This window comes from Xenorhabdus sp. BG5 (assembly GCF_015163665.1).
Lineage (GTDB): Bacteria > Pseudomonadota > Gammaproteobacteria > Enterobacterales > Enterobacteriaceae > Xenorhabdus.
The window spans coordinates 316,708-335,027 of sequence record NZ_JADEUG010000001.1 but is presented as its reverse complement, the minus strand read 5'-3'; the positions used below and the strand labels follow the sequence as shown (position 1 = coordinate 335,027).

The 18,320-nt window shown below is 40.8% G+C and carries 17 protein-coding genes; 10 read left to right on the top strand and 7 right to left on the bottom strand.

What is annotated here, in order from left to right:
* Positions 1 to 610 precede the first annotated feature (610 nt).
* The 3 genes from cspA to IQ209_RS01410 all read right to left on the bottom strand — a co-directional run bounded on the left by cspA (position 611) and on the right by IQ209_RS01410 (position 1,826).
* The gene (gene cspA, locus IQ209_RS01420) at positions 611 to 826 is read right to left on the bottom strand and encodes an RNA chaperone/antiterminator CspA (protein ID WP_193848308.1); all 216 of its coding nucleotides are present in this window, start codon (positions 824 to 826) and stop codon (positions 611 to 613) included.
* A 291-nt stretch (positions 827 to 1,117) separates the two neighbouring features.
* Positions 1,118 to 1,513 carry a structural protein gene (locus tag IQ209_RS01415; RefSeq protein WP_193848306.1) on the bottom strand — a complete coding sequence of 132 codons (396 nt, stop codon included), beginning with the start codon at positions 1,511 to 1,513 and terminating at the stop codon, positions 1,118 to 1,120.
* Positions 1,494 to 1,826 carry a phage holin, lambda family gene (locus IQ209_RS01410; protein ID WP_193848304.1) on the bottom strand — a complete coding sequence of 111 codons (333 nt, stop codon included), beginning with the start codon at positions 1,824 to 1,826 and terminating at the stop codon, positions 1,494 to 1,496. Before IQ209_RS01410 ends, IQ209_RS01415 begins: the two co-directional genes overlap by 20 nt.
* 394 nt (positions 1,827 to 2,220) lie before the next feature.
* On the opposite strand from IQ209_RS01410, the gene adiA reads away from it, so the two are divergent.
* The 7 genes from adiA to IQ209_RS01375 all read left to right on the top strand — a co-directional run bounded on the left by adiA (position 2,221) and on the right by IQ209_RS01375 (position 10,885).
* Entirely contained in the window at positions 2,221 to 4,494 is a 2,274-nt protein-coding gene (gene adiA, locus IQ209_RS01405; protein ID WP_193848302.1) for an arginine decarboxylase, read from the top strand.
* Between the two features lie 17 nt (positions 4,495 to 4,511).
* Entirely contained in the window at positions 4,512 to 5,855 is a 1,344-nt protein-coding gene (adiC, locus tag IQ209_RS01400) for an arginine/agmatine antiporter (RefSeq protein ID WP_193848300.1), read from the top strand.
* A gap of 800 nt (positions 5,856 to 6,655) precedes the next feature.
* Positions 6,656 to 7,117, top strand: a complete 462-nt coding sequence (locus IQ209_RS01395) for a hypothetical protein (RefSeq protein WP_193848299.1) — start codon at positions 6,656 to 6,658, stop codon at positions 7,115 to 7,117.
* Positions 7,118 to 7,177: 60 nt separating this feature from the next.
* A complete protein-coding gene (locus IQ209_RS01390) occupies positions 7,178 to 7,936 on the top strand; it encodes an enterotoxin A family protein (protein ID WP_193848297.1) in 759 nt (252 codons plus the stop codon).
* A gap of 603 nt (positions 7,937 to 8,539) precedes the next feature.
* A complete protein-coding gene (locus IQ209_RS01385) occupies positions 8,540 to 9,796 on the top strand; it encodes a NupC/NupG family nucleoside CNT transporter (protein ID WP_193848295.1) in 1,257 nt (418 codons plus the stop codon).
* A gap of 130 nt (positions 9,797 to 9,926) precedes the next feature.
* Entirely contained in the window at positions 9,927 to 10,355 is a 429-nt protein-coding gene (locus tag IQ209_RS01380; protein WP_193848293.1) for a universal stress protein, read from the top strand.
* A gap of 92 nt (positions 10,356 to 10,447) precedes the next feature.
* Entirely contained in the window at positions 10,448 to 10,885 is a 438-nt protein-coding gene (locus tag IQ209_RS01375; protein ID WP_193848292.1) for a universal stress protein, read from the top strand.
* A gap of 87 nt (positions 10,886 to 10,972) precedes the next feature.
* On the opposite strand, the gene IQ209_RS01370 is transcribed toward IQ209_RS01375, so the two are convergent.
* Positions 10,973 to 11,155 carry a hypothetical protein gene (locus IQ209_RS01370; protein WP_193848290.1) on the bottom strand — a complete coding sequence of 61 codons (183 nt, stop codon included), beginning with the start codon at positions 11,153 to 11,155 and terminating at the stop codon, positions 10,973 to 10,975.
* A 279-nt stretch (positions 11,156 to 11,434) separates the two neighbouring features.
* Between IQ209_RS01370 and IQ209_RS01365 the strand changes: the two genes are divergently transcribed.
* Together IQ209_RS01365 and phoH are read left to right on the top strand one after the other, a co-directional pair.
* A complete protein-coding gene (locus tag IQ209_RS01365; protein WP_193848288.1) occupies positions 11,435 to 12,457 on the top strand; it encodes an endonuclease in 1,023 nt (340 codons plus the stop codon).
* A gap of 332 nt (positions 12,458 to 12,789) precedes the next feature.
* Entirely contained in the window at positions 12,790 to 13,575 is a 786-nt protein-coding gene (gene phoH, locus IQ209_RS01360) for a phosphate starvation-inducible protein PhoH (RefSeq protein ID WP_193848286.1), read from the top strand.
* 290 nt (positions 13,576 to 13,865) lie between these two features.
* Here the strand turns inward: phoH and IQ209_RS01355 are convergent, their stop codons facing one another.
* The 3 genes from IQ209_RS01355 to IQ209_RS01345 are packed head-to-tail and all read right to left on the bottom strand — an operon-like array spanning position 13,866 to position 16,351.
* Positions 13,866 to 14,024, bottom strand: coding sequence for a DUF2474 domain-containing protein (locus IQ209_RS01355; protein ID WP_189759742.1), 159 nt, complete (start codon positions 14,022 to 14,024; stop codon positions 13,866 to 13,868).
* Positions 14,005 to 15,012, bottom strand: a complete 1,008-nt coding sequence (cydB, locus tag IQ209_RS01350) for a cytochrome d ubiquinol oxidase subunit II (RefSeq protein WP_193848285.1) — start codon at positions 15,010 to 15,012, stop codon at positions 14,005 to 14,007. The genes IQ209_RS01355 and cydB overlap by 20 nt, the downstream gene beginning before the upstream one ends.
* Positions 15,002 to 16,351: a cytochrome ubiquinol oxidase subunit I gene (locus IQ209_RS01345; RefSeq protein ID WP_193848283.1), complete on the bottom strand. Its 1,350-nt coding sequence runs from the start codon at positions 16,349 to 16,351 to the stop codon at positions 15,002 to 15,004. The genes cydB and IQ209_RS01345 overlap by 11 nt, the downstream gene beginning before the upstream one ends.
* A gap of 487 nt (positions 16,352 to 16,838) precedes the next feature.
* Here IQ209_RS01345 and IQ209_RS01340 point away from each other — a divergent pair, with 487 nt between their 5' ends.
* The gene (locus IQ209_RS01340; RefSeq protein WP_193848281.1) at positions 16,839 to 18,260 is read left to right on the top strand and encodes a PLP-dependent aminotransferase family protein; all 1,422 of its coding nucleotides are present in this window, start codon (positions 16,839 to 16,841) and stop codon (positions 18,258 to 18,260) included.
* The last annotated feature ends 60 nt before the right edge of the window (positions 18,261 to 18,320 follow it).

Sequence of the window (18,320 nt, the reverse complement as noted above, 5' to 3'; positions counted from 1 at the left end):
TGCTTAACTCCTGCTCATAACACTGGTTAGCTTAGTTAATGAATTAAATGTGATTTTTGTGGCATTACTGCACACTGGAGATATTGAAGAACTAACTCTTTATGAGCAGGTACTTTATTTTTTAAATTTCAGTTATAAAAGGGATTTGGACCATCTATTTTTGATAGGAGTTTTTAAAAATTCTGATGGTGTGCCTGTGTGGAGAGTTTCTTGGGGGGCTTAACAGAACGTTCATGGCGCTCTATGAGGCTATCATATACTGGCTCTTAAGAATTAAGTTCTTCAAAAACCTTATATAATGTTTTGTTCTTACATAATCTTCTTTGCGGTGTATTGAAGGCATCTGGCATAAATATCCCTCGCTAGAAAAAGGATTAACTAGCACGGGAACACTGTGGGAGCAGAAGATTTTAGAAGTTCAGGAAGTTAAGCTTTCAATGGATAGAGAACGCTTAAATTTTATTGATAATGAAGCTAAATAGGGATATTTCAGAAACCAGTCCGGTTTTATCCATACCGGCAACTGAAAATATTTTGACATCCCGTCACTCTGTCCACTCGAGCCAAAGGCCGTCTTCGTTATCGCAGAGGAAGGGATTCAAGGAAGATTTTACGCTATAGGCACAACGTTTACTGCTGCCGGGCCTTTGGCACCCTTCTCGATGGAGAACTCAACTTCCTGGCCTTCGTCTAGAGTGCGGTAGTTGTTACTCTGAATAGCGGAGAAGTGTACGAACACGTCTTTGCTTCCATCGGCAGGGGAGATAAAACCAAAACCTTTATCCGCATTAAACCATTTTACTGAGCCAGTCATTTTATTAGACATGTGATATTTCCTTTGATTGAGCCTTTTTTGGCAAATATGGCTTGTTTTACAGAAACTACTTAGCGCTTAACGGAGGAACTCAAAAAGAAGGGATATCTGGGATAACGCCTGAGGATGAGAACTGCTTTAATAAACTGCTTTGTATGAGGTCTGTCTTTCAAACCGACCCAGCTATTAACGCATGATCCCGAATATTAAGCAAGTAATATTTTAGCCATCTAGCAGGCTATGATTGCGGGAAGAGGGATACGATACTGTTGAAAATCACCGCCAGCAGGCGGTGATTAGAACTTATAACAATTCAAATGCTCGCTTAATGATCTCATCGGAATAAGGCTGTTGGCCGTTTTCCATTTGAATGATAGCCTTAACCAGTCGGCTCATTGTGGCGACATTTTCTACATCCACCACAGCGCTGCTCGCTATGCCAACTGATTGACATACATAAGCGATATAACTTTCGGTATTGTTTTCATTCGGTGGCGCCCAGCGGGAAATAAACTGGCGAATAGTATTGTCCCCGTATTTGCGTTCGTAGTTGCGCAGAATTTTTAGCATCGCCCGTATGCCATATGCCGGTGCCACAAATTGACAAAATGATTTGTCTGTCTGGATATCACGCAAACCCTGCCATTTGTCGCCATGACGGATATTGCCGGGGTTGTGGTTACGAATCCCTCTTGTCATTGTTATCTCCTAAACGTTTATTGATGGCACGAATAGCAAACTCTCGTATTTTCTCTACGCCAATAAAACCAACGGCACCGCCGAGGGCAGGTGAAATACTGTTTGGAATACCAAATAGTTCCAATCCACTGGAAAATCCCCACGACAGCGCTCCACATAGTAGCGGTTCGACCCAGCGATTTTTCCGCTCCACACCGTCATAAATAAGTCGGCCGTAACAGATCATGACGGCCAAAATAGAACCAGAAATTTGCGGCCAAGCGTTTCTTAGACCGTTTAATAAATCGGCCCATAAATCAGGATGTTCTTTCATTATTGTTCCCATAATTTAGTGATGGGTATCATCAGCACTTACTTGATGACGTCCCGTACCCATTCATAGTAACGTGGGTAAAGAAAATCCACATGGTTGCGCTATTGTGCCCTGGCTCTTACTAAACCCATCAACGCTAAATTTTAGAGATAGACAAAAAACAAATGAATTGCACAAATGCAAATAGGCACTATATTAATCAATGTGATTTTTAATAATAAAATTATATTTTAACAAATAGTTAACTTTGATAATTATATTATTGATAGCTTTTGCTGTGTCTCATTTAGCATCGTTAAATTTTCCTGATCGTATCAACTATTCGATGATCATTGCCAAGTAACTCTGAATTTATCCTGTCAGTTCAAGTAGAGATAGAGTAAGGAATAATGTTATGAAAGTATTGATAGCAGAAAACGAAGTGGGTACACGATATCATAGTCACTATGTGGAAAATGCTGTGCACAGGTTGGCTGATAAATTAATCGAAAAAGACGTGGATGTTATTATTGCTGAGTCTTTTGATGATAGTTATACAATAATTTCAGCCAATGAACCGTTCGATTGTTTAATGATAAGCTGTGCACTCATCGATGATGAGTTATATCTTCAAATACAGAAATTACTCAATAAATTATTTGAACGGCAGGAAAATGTTCCGGTCTTTTTGTTAAGTGATCGGGAAAAAACGGTATTTTTGCTAAATCATGAATTACTGGAACAGTTAACTGAATTTGCCTGGATATTGGAAGATTCTGCGGATTTTATTGCGGGTCGTGCCATTGCCGCCATGCAGCGTTATCGCCAGCAATTATTTCCTCCTTTAATGTCAGCGTTAATGAAATATAGCCGAACTTATGAATATTCCTGGGCGGCACCAGGACATCAAGGGGGAGTTGGATTTAATAAAACACCGGTTGGCCGCTTTTATCATGACTATTATGGGGAAAATCTCTTCCGTACTGATATGGGAATTGAACGTGCTTCATTGGGTTCGCTATTAGATCATTCCGGTGCATTTGGTGAAAGTGAAAGGAATGCAGCTAGAGTATTTGGCGCAGATCATTCTTATTCTGTCGTGGTCGGAACGTCAGGCTCTAACCGCACAATTATGCAGGCTTGTATGACCGAAGATGATGTGGTCATCATTGACCGGAATTGCCATAAATCCATTGAACAGGGGCTGATACTGACAGGTGCCAAACCGGTTTATATGCTGCCGAGCCGTAACCGCTATGGCATCATCGGGCCTATCTATCCACAAGAAATGCAGGCTAAAACATTACAGAAAAAACTGAAACAAAATCCATTGACTCAGGGCATCGCGAGCCAGAAACCCGTTTATAGCGTAGTGACAAATTGTACCTATGATGGTGTCTGTTATAACGCCAAACATGTACAGGCGTTATTGGATAAAAGCGTCGATAGAATACATTTTGATGAAGCATGGTATGGCTATGCGCGGTTTAATCCAATTTATCATGATCATTTTGCCATGCGCGGCGATCCGAAAACCCACGCCGGGCCGACAGTCTTTGCTACCCATTCATCTCACAAGTTGTTGAATGCACTATCTCAAGCCTCCTTTATCCATGTACGGGACGGACGCAATCCGGTGGATTTTTCACGGTTTAATCAAGCCTACATGATGCATGCAACAACTTCTCCTCTGTATGCGATTTGCGCTTCAAACGATATCGCGGTTGCAATGATGGATGGCAATAGCGGCTACTCATTGACTCAGGAAGTCATTGAGGAAGCCGTTGATTTTCGTCAAGCATTGGCGCGCTTGAATCGAGATTTCAATAAGAAGGGCGATTGGTTCTTTAAGCCCTGGAATCAGGAAAAAGTGACAGATCCTGCAACCGGTAAGAAAATGGCTTTTGAGGATGCGCCAAAGGAATTACTGACGAAAGAACAAAGTTGCTGGGTAATGCGTCCGGGAGACAGCTGGCACGGATTTGAAGATTTGCCGGATAACTGGAGTATGCTTGATCCGATTAAAGTCAGTATCTTGGCTCCGGGCATGGGAGATAATGGTAAGTTGAAAAAACAGGGTGTGCCGGCCGCATTAGTCACCGCATGGTTAAGCCAGCACGGTATCGTACCGACCCGTACTACGGACTTCCAAATTATGTTCCTGTTTTCAATGGGGATCACCAAAGGGAAATGGGGAACATTGCTTAACACCTTGCTGTCTTTCAAACACCATTATGATGCCAATACACCTTTGAATAAGGTGTTGCCAGATTTGGTAGATCAATACCCAGAAGTATATGAGCAATTAGGGTTGAAAGCGTTAGGCGATAAAATGTTCGATTATTTGCGGAAGAATAATCCGGGTGAAAAATTGAATCGGGCGTATGCGGGCTTACCTAAAATGGAAATGACCCCGCGAGCTGCTTACCAGTCCATTGTGGCCAATAATGTGGAAATGGTGGCATTGGACGATTTACCTCATCGTATTGCGGCGAACTCTATCATTCCATATCCACCTGGCATTCCCATGCTGCTTTCAGGCGAAAACTTTGGTGATAAAACCGGTCCTCAAATTGGATATTTACATGCGTTACAAAAATGGGATCACGAATTTCCTGGTTTTGAGCATGAAACAGAAGGCACAGAGATTATCAACGGCATTTATCACGTCATGTGTATAAAAAAGTGAAAACGGGAAGATAAATTATGGCTATTGTTTCAGAGGCAAATGTTTCAGAGGCAAAAAAAGTCGGATTGATCCCCGTTACTCTGATGGTTGCGGGTAACATTATGGGATCGGGCGTTTTTCTTCTGCCCGCCAGCCTGGCTTCAACAGGCGGTATTGCGATCCTTGGCTGGTTGGTGACTATCATTGGTGCCGTGGGGTTATCAATCGTCTATGCAAAAATCTCCTCACTGGATGACAGCCCTGGAGGTTCTTATGCCTATGCACGACGTGCCTTTGGTCCTTTTTTAGGTTATCAGACTAATATTTTATATTGGCTGGCGTGTTGGATCGGTAATATCGCCATGGTTGTGATTGGCGTTGGCTACCTGAGTTATTTTTTCCCCGTCCTGAAAGATCCCCTTATTTTAACCATCACTTGTACAGTCATATTGTGGATATTTGTCATTTTGAACATTATCGGGCCACATGTTATTACCCGAGTGCAAGCGGTAGCGACAACCTTAGCATTGATTCCGATTGTCGCAACCGCTGTATTGGGGTGGTTCTGGTTCAACGGCAAGACCTATATGGACGCGTGGAACGTCAGTGGGTTAAATACCTTTGGCGCGATTCAGAGTATTTTAAACGTCACATTATGGTCTTTTATTGGCGTTGAAAGTGCTTCTGTTGCGGCTGGCGTGGTTAAAAATCCCAAGCGTAACGTGCCGATTGCGACTATCGGTGGTGTGCTGATTGCAGCTGTCTGTTATGTGCTGTCCAGCAGCGTGATTATGGGCATGATCCCCAACGCGGCGTTGAAAATCTCATCGTCACCTTTTGGCGATGCTGCCCGATTGGCGTTGGGAGATACCGCGGGAGCCGTAGTTGCCTTTTGTGCAGCGGCAGGCTGTTTAGGATCATTGGGTGGCTGGACCTTGCTTGCAGGGCAAACAGCCAAAGCTGCCGCAGATGATGGGTTATTTCCTTCAATCTTTGCCAAAGTGAACAAAGCTGGAACGCCAGTTGCGGGTTTGTTGATATTGGGTGTTTTAATGACGATTTTCCAGCTCAGCAGTATTTCGCCAAATGCAGCGAGAGAATTTGGGTTGGTTTCTTCCGTCTCCGTGATTTTTACCTTGATTCCTTACCTGTATACCTGTGCAGCTTTGTTGTTAATTGGTCACGGTCATCTTGGGCAAGAGAAAACGCGATATATCACTATTACGTTTATTGCCTTCGTTTATTGTATCTGGGCAGTTTTGGGAACCGGAGCCAAAGAAGTGGTATGGACGCTAGTTGTCATGATGGTCATAACAGCAATGTATACCTTTAACTACAACACGAAACATCCTGTCCCTTTTCCGTTAGATAAAAAAGATTAACTTCGATTTTGGGGTGTCACTATTTTGGTGCTGTTATTTCAGCACCTTTTTTTATGTCTGTTTTTTAGTGGATCACTTCTGATTGCGATAGTTCAGCGCATGGCCTATACCAATCTAACTTCAAGATGCGTGTGATTTCTCCCCGCGAAACGGGGAGAAATCAGGTTTCATGTAGTGTTATAAATTGCAACTTAAAGTTTAATGCGTATATATTTGAAAACGCTGGATAGAGGGCATGTCATTCTCAGAGAACACGATCCCGATGTCGAGAGAGATATATCCAAGTGGTAAAGTAGAAAAAGAAGATAGACTTGATTATTACCTTATGAAATAAAATATAGAAATAGATTTATTATTAGTAAATAAGCGGTTTTACAATGTACTCAATTATCAATTGAGTGCAAACTACAAACTGGTTTTTTAAATGAAATGCAAACCAACCTTATCTATTATTTAAAATAAAAAAACTAATAAGCATAATTAATGCTAACTCAACTTACTGTCATGATTGTGAAGAAAATATAAAGTATAAATTCAACTTGTTGACGAACTTAACATACCTAATTTTATTAAGGATTATAAAATTACTAATTTACTTCCTCTGACTTAATGAGAAAAGCAGAGAAGAGGGACAACAAATTTGTTTTTGATCAAAAAACATTCGCAATTTGTGATCTTGTTCTGATATTGACACTTCTGTGTGTAGTATTCAAATAACAAAAGAAATGATTTTATACTTGATTTGGATGGTAAGGCTTTGCCTTGCAGATAATTATCTTTCTTTTGGAGAAATAAATATTATGAAAAAATATAAATTATTCATATCGATAATGATGGCGCTGAGTTGTTCGGCTTGCTCAAATGGTACAAAACTAACCAAGGAAACACATTTTCTCAACCCTAACCCTATTGCTAATAATGTTCTGATTACCAAATCCGGCATCGACTCCATGAAGGAATGTGGAAGAGGTTATGTGGTCGGGGTGTGGTCAAATGCTAATAAGTGGGATCAATGGGCAGTTTGGTTATCAAAAAAAGGACGGAGTTGGAGTAACGATGATGTCAAAATATATTGGGCTTATAGTCACTTAGAAAGTGACTATAATAGTGGAAAAAACGCTTACGCAACTATTCTGGCAGCCCAAGCCAGTGGACAGATAGTGGCACTTCTTGATGATGAACTTGGATTTCGGTGTAATTTATGGGGTTCTGGTTGGTATAGTGGCCCGCAATTCGATTCAGTACAAGCTTGGTTTCCATAATCGTGAAACATTTTTCTGGTTTCTCTAAAAACTGATAAAATTTTAAGAGAGGAACATTTAATGAAAATTTTAAAATTCCTTTATTTATTATGTGTTGTATTTTTATACATAGCGCAATCCTATGCTCAGCCACCAATTAATATAGTTTACCGAATGGATTTTCGTCCTCTAGAACGCATCATCAGAGATGGAGGATTTCGTCCTCTGGGAATGAATGATGATATTGCACAGCATGTTCAGGGGGTCGAGCCACAAAATGAGGCTGACCGTTCAGCATTTGTTGCAACGTCTACCGATCCAGAGTTTGTTTTTGAGTGGGGCGCTGATTTCGATGATGAGCACGATCCATTCTACATTTATGACATACGGCCGACTTCCAATTTTTATAGTGTGGTTTCATCATTACAGTATCTTTATCAGCAGACAGATAATAACGAATATCGGCGTCTGATTAATACTTTTGGATATCAGTCAGAATATGTTGCAGTCGGAGGTATTGATATCAGTCTGGTTCGTGGAGTGTGGGAGTATGTGTATGATAATAGCACACATTATTACGTTCAAAGCGGTGATTATATACGCAATCCATCGTACCAACATGATATAACAGAACCAAATACCGGCCCGTATATACAACACTCCCAACCACAAAATGAAGTTATCACGGCTGTATCTTACTGTGCTCTCAACCTGTCTTTACCACGTTATTCTGCTCGTCTTGTAGCCCATACTTCCGACAAGTATCCGTTTTTAAAAAAATTAAAGATATGCAATGACAGCTTATCGACAATCGCTTTTTTAAACGCCAGTTTTTTGTAATCGTGTTCAATTTAACTTCACTCCACCTGTTCAAAGGTGGAGTGATAATCAATCAGGGGTTGTGAGATAAATCATCGTTCGATGTAACAAACCATTCTCTAATTGCCCAAAAATCAAAAATAATAGAAAAACAAACAGATGTTGGTTTAATTTTGCGTTTTATGCATCTGATTGTTTTTACAGTTATTATCACAATATAAAACATTATATGTTCGATTAATTGGTATAAAATCCTTTCCTTGAGTAAATTTTCATTATTAATGTTGTTATTTCTGTCACATTTATCGTGAGTAAATGCTTTTTCATATGGCTTACGATCACTTTCTCACAATGACAATAAACTACATAAATAAACTTTACTGTCACGCAACGATGAAATAAAAAGCTGTCATGTTCAAACATGAGTAAGGACATGATATGGCAAATCGAGAAAAACAGATATTGCAGATTATTAGGCGAGACCCTTTTATTCAGTTATGAATAAAACACAATAAATTCCATCCAAATTTTTATCCAAAATTATAATAAAATAAATGCCAGCCTGAAAAAACTTAGCAATATATTCGTTCTTTTTTGGGCTGGCTAAAAAATAGGAATGTAATCATGGATATTTTACGCAGCTTATTGGGTGTGGTGATATTGCTTTCTATCGGTTATATATTCTCAGTCAATAAAAAAAGAATCAACTTACCTACAGTAGGGGCTGCATTATTTCTCCAAATAGCGCTTGGGGCGATTATGCTTTATATCCCTGCTGGGAAATGGTTGATTAATAATGTGGCTAATGGCGTCAATGCCGTTATTTCTTACAGCTCAGCAGGAGGTTCATTTATCTTTGGCAGTTTAGTTGGCCCTAAAATGAATGAGTTGTTTGACGGTGCAGGGTTTATTTTTGCATTTCAAGTTTTGCCAGCAATAATTTTTATTACTTCACTAATATCGATTCTCTATTATCTTGGTATCATGAAATGGATTATTAATATCTTGGGATATGCGTTCCAGAAAGCGATGAGAATTAGCAAAATAGAAGCTTTTGCCGCAGTAACAACAATATTCCTTGGGCAAAATGAACTACCGGCCGTTTTAAGACCCTTTGTTAACAAAATGAATCGCAATGAGCTTTTCACAGTGATGTGCAGCGGCATGGCATCAATTGCTGGTTCGATGCTGGTTGGATATGCCGGATTAGGTGTCCCGATAGAATATCTTCTGGCTGCATCATTGATGGCGATCCCTGGTGGTATTTTATTTGCTCGTTTACTCAGCCCTGCGATAGAGCCTTCACAAGTCCAATTTGAACACATTTCATTTAGTGAAAAACGGCCTGCCAGCATTATCGAAGCCGCCGCGGGTGGTGCTATGTTGGGACTAAAGATCGCGGTTGGCGTAGCAACGGTAGTCATGACTTTTGTTGCCCTGATAGCGTTAATTAATGGCCTTATTGGTGGTTTTGGTGAGATGTTGGGCTGGCAAGGTATAAGTTTGGAGAAGTTGTTTGGTTATCTTTTTTTACCATTAGCCTACATTATGGGCGTTAATTGGGAACATGCGGATTTAGCTGGGAGCTTGATTGGGCAGAAGCTGGCAATTAACGAATTTGTGGCTTATGTGAACTTCTCTTCCTATTTAAACGATCCGATAGTGGTTTTGGATGCTAAAACCATTGCTGTTATCTCATTTGCTCTTTGTGGTTTTGCCAACTTTGGTTCAATTGCCGTTGTGGTCGGGGCATTTATCTCAGTCGTCCCTGAACGGACAGCAGATATCGCCCGACTTGGTGTTAGAGCATTACTGGCAGCGACTTTATCTAACCTTATGAGCGCAACGATTGCAGGGATGTTTATGGGTTTATCGGGCTAATCCCTATCCATGAATTTGAATAGGCGCTAACATGTTTTAGGTGTTAGATGACTCACAGTAAGTTATCCTTATTTCAATATACTAAAAGAAATCAGGATAACTTGGTATTTCGATAAGTAGGAGCGTGCATATGTACAAAACTATTTTAGTACCAGTAGATATTTCAGAAGAAGATCTCACCAACAAGGCAGTTGACTGCGCTCTTAAAATCGCCAGGGAAACAGGGGCCAAATTACATTTTTTACATGTATTACCCATTTCATCGGCGATTATTAATGCTTATGCACTAGGCTATATGGAAATTAAGGACAAGGCGACTATCAAGGCAGAACAGGACTTAAAAAAGCTGGTTGATTCCATTGAGTTACCAAATCGTCAGATCTCCTATTCGATTGCATTCGGTTCACCAAGAGATGAAATTACTGCTACAGCGGATGAAATTGGCGCTGATTTGATTGTTATCGGTTCAAGACGACCTAATATCACGACTCATTTGTTGGGTTCCAACTCTTCTGGAGTTGTCAGATATGCAAAAACATCTGTATTAGTAGTGCGATAATTATTGGTAGTGAAAATGATAATTTGTTGATTTTACTGCTTTTAACTGATGTTCAATAGCTAACGGTTATATCCGATTACAGGGGAGTATGTATGTATAATACGATTTTAGTTCCAATTGATATTGCGGAAGATATATTAACTGATAATGCAATCAAACATGCTGAATATTTAGCAAAAATATCTAATGCAAAGGTTCATCTTTTTCACTCTGTGCCAGATATTTCCCGATTTTCCGTGAATTATAGTTACCACTATGATTTATTGAGTGCTTTTGCCAAAAAAGCAATAGCGAATTCTGAAGAGGAACTGAAAAAAGTCGTAGAACGAATTGATGTACCTAAAGATAGGATATCATTCTCTGTTGCCTTCGGCTCTCCACGGGATAAGGTGTTGTCTACCGCGCGTGAGATTAATGCAGATTTGATTATTGTCGGATCTCGTCGGCCAGATATCTCAACTCACTTGCTGGGTTCAAATGCGTCGGGCATTGTAGGATATGCCAATATCTCTGTTTTAGTTGTGAGATAACTGACTGCATCTGGATAAAGTTAAAAACCGTGCTTGAACATAGCACGGTTTATTTGGGGTTATGGCAATCTACAGAGAAAATTTCGGTTAATCAGGAAACGAATTCAGCGTAATATCTAACTGATTCTTACCGGCAATAATAACCTGAATTTGTAAATTGTTTTCTGAACTGTTAGTGGTAATGACAGTCACCTCTTCATTCCCTGAATATTTCTTTACAACGTCCAGTAATTCTTGCTCAAGTTGTTCAGTTTTAGTGCTAATGGTCATTTATCCTACTAAATTCAATTAAATATTGAAGAAGTGTCTTAATATTATCCAAATAAACAGAGATCAATAGTTTAATAAACTTAATATTTTATTGCTTAATGTGCCAATAAAATATGTTAATCGGTGGATTAAATCATATTATTATCAATTACATTAAATAATGTGTTGATGTTTTCCTAATCGTTAAAGGGAACGCGACGAATAATATTTGTCATTTTAGGGTATTGTCAGGCAGGATAATAGATGGATGTTATGCACAATAGGTAAATAGGTATTATTTTGAATAGTAAAATAGGCCAGTTGGCACGTTATCTTTTGGTTTTTGGGTTAACGCTCTCTTTTCATGCATGGAGTGCACCGACCAGCTTCGAACAAGCTAAAGTTGAATCAAGAAAAAATGTTTATAACGGACAAACAAAATCAGGCATAGGCACACTATATTGTGGCTGTGATTGGCAGTGGGTTGGCAAAAGTGGTGGGCGTGTTGATCTGGCTTCTTGCGGTTATCACGTTAGATCACAGCAAACAAGGGCTGCACGTATTGAATGGGAACATATGGTGCCCGCTTGGGTATTTGGGCATCAGCGTCAATGTTGGCAGAATGGTGGGCGGAAAAACTGCGTTGAGACCGATCCTGTCTTTCGCATGATCGAATCAGACATGCATAACCTGGCACCATCAATTGGTGAAGTGAACGGTGATCGCAGTAATTTTGGTTACGGAATGCTCGCTAGAAACACACCGAATATGTATGGCTCATGTAGCAGTAAGGTGGATTCTAAATCACGTCTGTTTGAACCACGAGATAGAGTAAAAGGCATGGTTGCCAGAGTCTATTTCTATATGCATGACCGTTATAATCTGACTATGTCACGCCAACAGCAACAATTGATGATGGCATGGGATCGTCAATATCCGGTAGATGCCTGGGAGCGTGAAAGAGATAACCGAATCGCCAAGATTATGGGGCACCATAACCCATTTGTGACTGGCAGCAAAAAATGGCAATTAGGGCATAAAAATTCAGGCCAAGGTTTAGTATCGCAAAAAGGGGGAGAGGGGCAGAGCCGTGCGTCAAAGCAAAATAATTTGTATGCAGGGAATAGCCAGATATCAACCCAAAGGGCGCCATCAAAGATAGCGCAAAATGAGATAATTAAGGGAAATAAAAATAGCCAGATTTATCATTTTTCACACTGTGCTGGCTATAAAACGGTGGCAGATAAAAACGCAATTTACTTCCGCTCAGAAGCCGAAGCCAAAAAAGCGGGATATCACTTGGCAGGTAATTGTAAAATATAGTTGTTAATATATTGCTAATAAAAATCAAACGATGTTTCAGTAAAATTTAACCTTTGAGCTTGTCATAAATAAAAAACTGTCATTATACTGACATCATAGTCCGTTAGATTACACCAAAGAAAACGGAAAGATGCGAGGAATGCTAATGACAGATACTAAAATTGCATTCTCAGTTAGGAGCCGGCGCTTAAGATCATGTCACTGATAAAAAGTGACGATCTTAGCGTCGGTTTTTTTATGGGCCATTAATGAGCTTAAAAGGGAGCTCCTATCTATAAATAACATCGATGTTAAGACACCGCAAAGTGAGGCTAACGATAAGGTGTGCGACTATGGGTAGACAGAAAGCAGTGATTAAATTTCGCCGTGAAGTTAGAAGAATGTTAAAAAAGGAATCACGTTATCGGGATAACGATAACGATAATGTCACTTCACTGGTACAGCTTGGAGGTGTGGAGGCTATCGGAATGGCGCGTGAAAGCAGGGATACTTCAGAAATTATGCCGCGCAGCGAAGCACAGTATCGCTATATGCGGGCGATCAATAACAAGCAATTGATTATTGCCAGTGGTGAAGCGGGTTGTGGCAAAACCTACGTTAGTGCCGTGATGGCAGCCGATGCCTTAATCAATAAAGAAGTTGATAAAATTATTGTGACGCGTCCGGTATTACAGGCAGAAGAAGATCTTGGTTTTCTGCCGGGAGATATGGCGGAGAAATTTGCTCCTTATTTCCGTCCGGTTTATGACGTGTTATTAAAACGCATGGGAACTTCATTTTTGCAATATTGTTTGCGTCCTGAAATTGGCAAAGTAGAAATTGCCCCTTTTGCCTATATGCGCGGAAGAACATTTGAAAATGCATTTGTGATCCTCGATGAAGCGCAAAATGTTACCGTTAATCAAATGAAAATGTTTTTAACGCGATTAGGAGAAAATGTAACCGTGATTGTAAATGGTGATATTAGCCAGTGTGATTTGCCAACAAATATCACATCAGGATTGATGGATGCATTGAAGCGGTTTTCTGATGACGAAGCTATCAGTGTGATCCATTTCTCTCAACAAGATTGTATTCGCTCTAAATTATGCCAGAAAGCATTGATGGCTTATGGTTGATGGATAATAAATTTCAAATCGCGTAGACACGCAGTGAAGAAATAATCCCCCCCAGTTAATTTTATGGCTGGGGGATATCGTTTTGTCATGAATTTACTATATTTAACTTTAAAATAACTAAAATAAGGTATCTTGGTGGCGTGGTTAATCATTCATCTATTAACTCAAATGGATCTGCTTTATAAATATAACTTGCCAGAGAAGGTTTTAATCAATTAAACAATGGGTTGTTATTCTGCTGATTAAAACCTTAATTCAAATACCGTGTCAGTTATTAAAAAAGTGAGTTATCACTTGACCTTCATCCCCGCCATTGTCATTAGCGCGCGGAATAACGTAGATACGGCGTATAAGGCCAATACGCTGCAAAACCAAATTGTTACCATCCAGCCCAAACGCTTCCATAGTGAAGGGCGTTGTGGTGCTGTTTTAATGGTAGCCTTGTTCATGGGTGATTTTTCCTCTAAAGACATAATAACTCCAAAAGGTATAAGTCAAAATTATCGGAATAATGAACAGAGCACCAACCAGCATAAAGCCCAATGATTGAGGAGGGGAGGCGGCCTCTTCATAGCTAATAGAAGGAGGGATAATATTCGGCCAAATGCTGATCCCCAATCCAGTAAAGCCCATGAAAATCAATAACAGTGCTGTCAAAAATGGGGTGTAATGGCTTGAGTTTTGGTGAGATTTCAATAGCTGCCAGCTTGACCACAATACCAATAGTGGTACGGGCATGAAGAAAAATAGATTCGGTAGACTGAACCAACGCTCAGCAATCGTTGAGTGTACGAGTGATGTCCAAATACTGATAATGGCAATGATGGCTAGCATCAGCAATGTCAAGGGAGGCAGAACACGATACATCTGTTGTTGCAGATGGCCTTCGGTTTTCATTATCAGCCAACCACATCCCAATAAGGCATAAGCGATGACGAGTCCAATACCACAAAACAGCGGAAAAGGAGCCAGCCAATCAAAATGGTTACCGATATAAACACGATTTTCGACAGGAAAACCGACAACAACTGCCCCAACGACAATACCTTGCATAAACGTAGCAAGAATTGAACCGGCAATAAATGCTTTATCCCAGAGATGTTGGTGCTTTGGTGTGGCTTTGAACCGAAATTCAAAAGCAACTCCACGAAATATCAAACCTAATAACATCATGGTCAATGGAATTGCCAGTGCATCCAAAACGACTGCATAAGCCAGTGGAAACGCACCCAATAACCCCGCGCCTCCCAGCACCAGCCAGGTTTCATTGCCATCCCAGACGGGAGCAACAGAATTCATCATCAAATCACGATCGGATTGCGCCTTAATCGCTGGATATAAAATGCCGATTCCAAGATCAAAACCATCCATCACGATATACATCATGGTACTAAATATAATGATCAGGAACCAAATGAGAGGAAGATCAATACCCATTTACTGACTCCTTATTTGGGACTTGTGGAAGGCCTTTACGGATGAGTTTCATCATATAGGCGTAACCCACGCCGAATACGGCTCCATAGACAACAAAGAAAATAAGTAGGCTGATGCTCATGTGGATTTCACCGTGTGCTGATACCGCATCTTTAGTGCGCATTAAGCCGTAAACGACCCACGGTTGACGGCCAATTTCTGTGGTGAACCAGCCTGCCAGAATTGCGATAAGGCCAGAAGGCGCCATCAAGAGCATAAAGCGGAGAAAGAGCGGGGTTTCATACAGACGCTTTTTATGACGCAACCATAACCCCCAGATGCCAGCAAAAATCATCAAAATCCCTAATCCCACCATGATGCGAAATGACCAAAACACCATAAAAGCATTTGGGCGATCTTCTGGGGCAAATTCTTTCAGTGCTGGAACTTGCTTATCCAGACTGTGTGTCAGAATCAGGCTGGCAAGGTAAGGGATCTTGATTGCATAACGTGTCTCTTCCGCTTCCTGATTAGGAATACCAAATAAAATGAGTGGGGTGGCTTCACCAGAATGGTTTTCCCAATGACCTTCCATGGCAGCGACTTTAGCTGGTTGATGTTTTAATGTATTCAATCCGTGCATATCGCCAATGATGGCTTGCAACGGGGCAATAATCAGGATCATCCACATCGCCATTGACAACATTTTCCGCATAGCGGATGAATCATTGCCTTTCAGCAAATGCCAGGCAGCAGAAGCCGCAATGAAAAATGCTGAAGCCAGGAATGCCGCTGTTCCCATATGCAGTAGACGATAGGGGAAAGAGGGATTGAAGATCACCGCGAGCCAATCAACAGGAATAACCTGATTATCTATAATTTCATGGCCTTGTGGTGTCTGCATCCAGCTATTAGAGGCCAATATCCAGAATGTCGAAATAATCGTGCCGAGCGCCACCATACAGGTTGAGAAAAAATGTAGTTTTTCTCCGACCCGATGCCAGCCAAACAGCATGACGCCAAGGAATCCAGCCTCAAGGAAAAATGCGGTCAGTACCTCATATACCAACAACGGGCCGGTAATAGAGCCGGCAAAATCAGAAAAGAAACTCCAGTTGGTGCCGAATTGATAGGCCATCACCAAACCAGAAACCACGCCCATACCGAAATTAACCGCGAAAATTTTTGACCAGAAGTGATATAACGTTTTGTAGTCCATCTTACGTGTTTTAAGCCATAAACCTTCCAATACTGCCAGAAAGCTCGCTAAGCCTATCGTGATGGCTGGGAAAATGATGTGAAAAGAAACCGTAAATGCAAATTGTATCCTTGCGAGTTCAAGGGCATTCAACCCTAACATAGTGACCTCTTATTGAAATCTTTGGATATATGGATAAACGAAGTTAGAAGGTATAGGCAAGTAGAACACAAGGTATTTGGGTATAATAGTGACAATTTTTACTTTATTTACTATAACAGTTTTGAGTGAAAGTTAGTCACATGATGTGTTGTGAGCAATGAGTACTGTTTGAAAAACAGGTACAGATGGTATTGAAAGTATTTCACTGACATTTTAAAAAATAACAATCTATACCAATCTAACTTCAGGATACGTGTGATATCTCCCCGCGAAGCGGGGAGATATCAGGTTTCATATAATGTTGTAAATGGCAACTTGAAGTTTATTACTATTAGGCAATTTCTAATCGTGGGTATATGGGAATTATCTTTTTCAGGTGGATTTATTAACTCTTATCATAGAGTGATTTTTGTTTCAGAAAACACCAAGTATAATATTGAAAATTTTTTACTTTATACCTATAACAGTTTAGACGAAGGCCAGGCATATGACGCGTTACGAACAATTGGCTGGTGTGATCCGCCAACAAATAGAAGACGATATTTGGCAAGTGGGTGATAGATTACCCTCATTGCGGGAATCGGTGAAATCGTCGGGTTTGAGCTTGATGACGGTGCTACAAGCTTACCAGTTGCTGGAAAGTCAGGGTTGGATCGTGGCGCGTCCACAATCAGGGTATTATGTTGCCACTCGGTTAAAACCCTTTGCGGCGGCAAAAGGAGGGAAGGGGCTTAACTTAAGTGAAAATGTGGAGATCAGTGCCTCCATATTTGATGTCTTGCAGGCATGCAAAGATCCGCAAATTATTCCTTTCGGTTCAGCATTTCCCGATCCTTCTTTATTAGCCGAACCCAAATTGTCAAAAATACTGGCTTCAGTCGCCCGTCGTTTCGTGCCACACAGTTCGCTGGCAAATTTACCTCCAGGTAATGAAAAGTTACGGCGTAGTATATCCCGCCGCTATGCTTCTCACGGTATCCATGTTTCCCCTGAAGAAATTGTTATTACTGCCGGGGCAATGGAATCATTAAGTTTCAGTTTGCAATCCGTCACTTCGCCGGGGGATTGGGTGGTGATTGAATCGCCCGCTTTTTATGGGGCGCTGCAAGCGATAGAGCGGTTACGTTTGAAAGCTATTGCTATTAAGACAGATCCCCATACGGGTATTGATTTGGCAACTTTAGAAGAAGTTGTGAAGAAATATCCAATAAAAGCTTGCTGGCTGATGTCGCGTTTTCAAAATCCGCTGTGCAGCACAATGCCCCCTGAAAATAAACAGCGATTAGTAGCGATTTTGAACCAAAACCAGATCGCCCTGATTGAAGATGATGTATATGGTGAATTGTATTTTGAGCAGGAACCTCCGGCACCCATAAAAGCATGGGATACCGAAAATAATTTCATGCACTGTTCATCATTTTCAAAATGTCTTGCGCCCGGTTATCGGGTAGGTTGGGTTGCCGCAGGTAAACATGCGAAGAAAATTCAGCAATTACAGATGATGAGCACGGTGTCTGCCAGCACGCCAACTCAGTTGGCGATTGCGGACTATTTAGCGCAGGGAGGATATGACAATCATCTGCGCCGATTGAGGCGGCAGTTGGAACAACGGCAACATCGGATGCTACGAGCAATCGGTGAATACTTTCCCCAGTCTGTGAAAGTAAACAGTGCGCGTGGTGGTTATTTTCTCTGGCTAGAGTTTGAACCCCCTTTTAATGCCAACCGACTCTATCAGCTGGCATTGGCAAAGAATATCAGCATTGCGCCAGGTAGTATGTTTTCCACGAGTGCTCAGTTTGATCATGCTTTTCGCTTGAATACGTCATTTGCCTGGAATGAAACACATGCCTTGGCAGTAAAAGAATTGGGGAATATGTGCCATATGCTTTTAAAAGAATGCGGGTAATCAATCACATTTCAACTATCCCAATATTGTCGTAAGAGAAATTATTTGCCAATGTTTCTG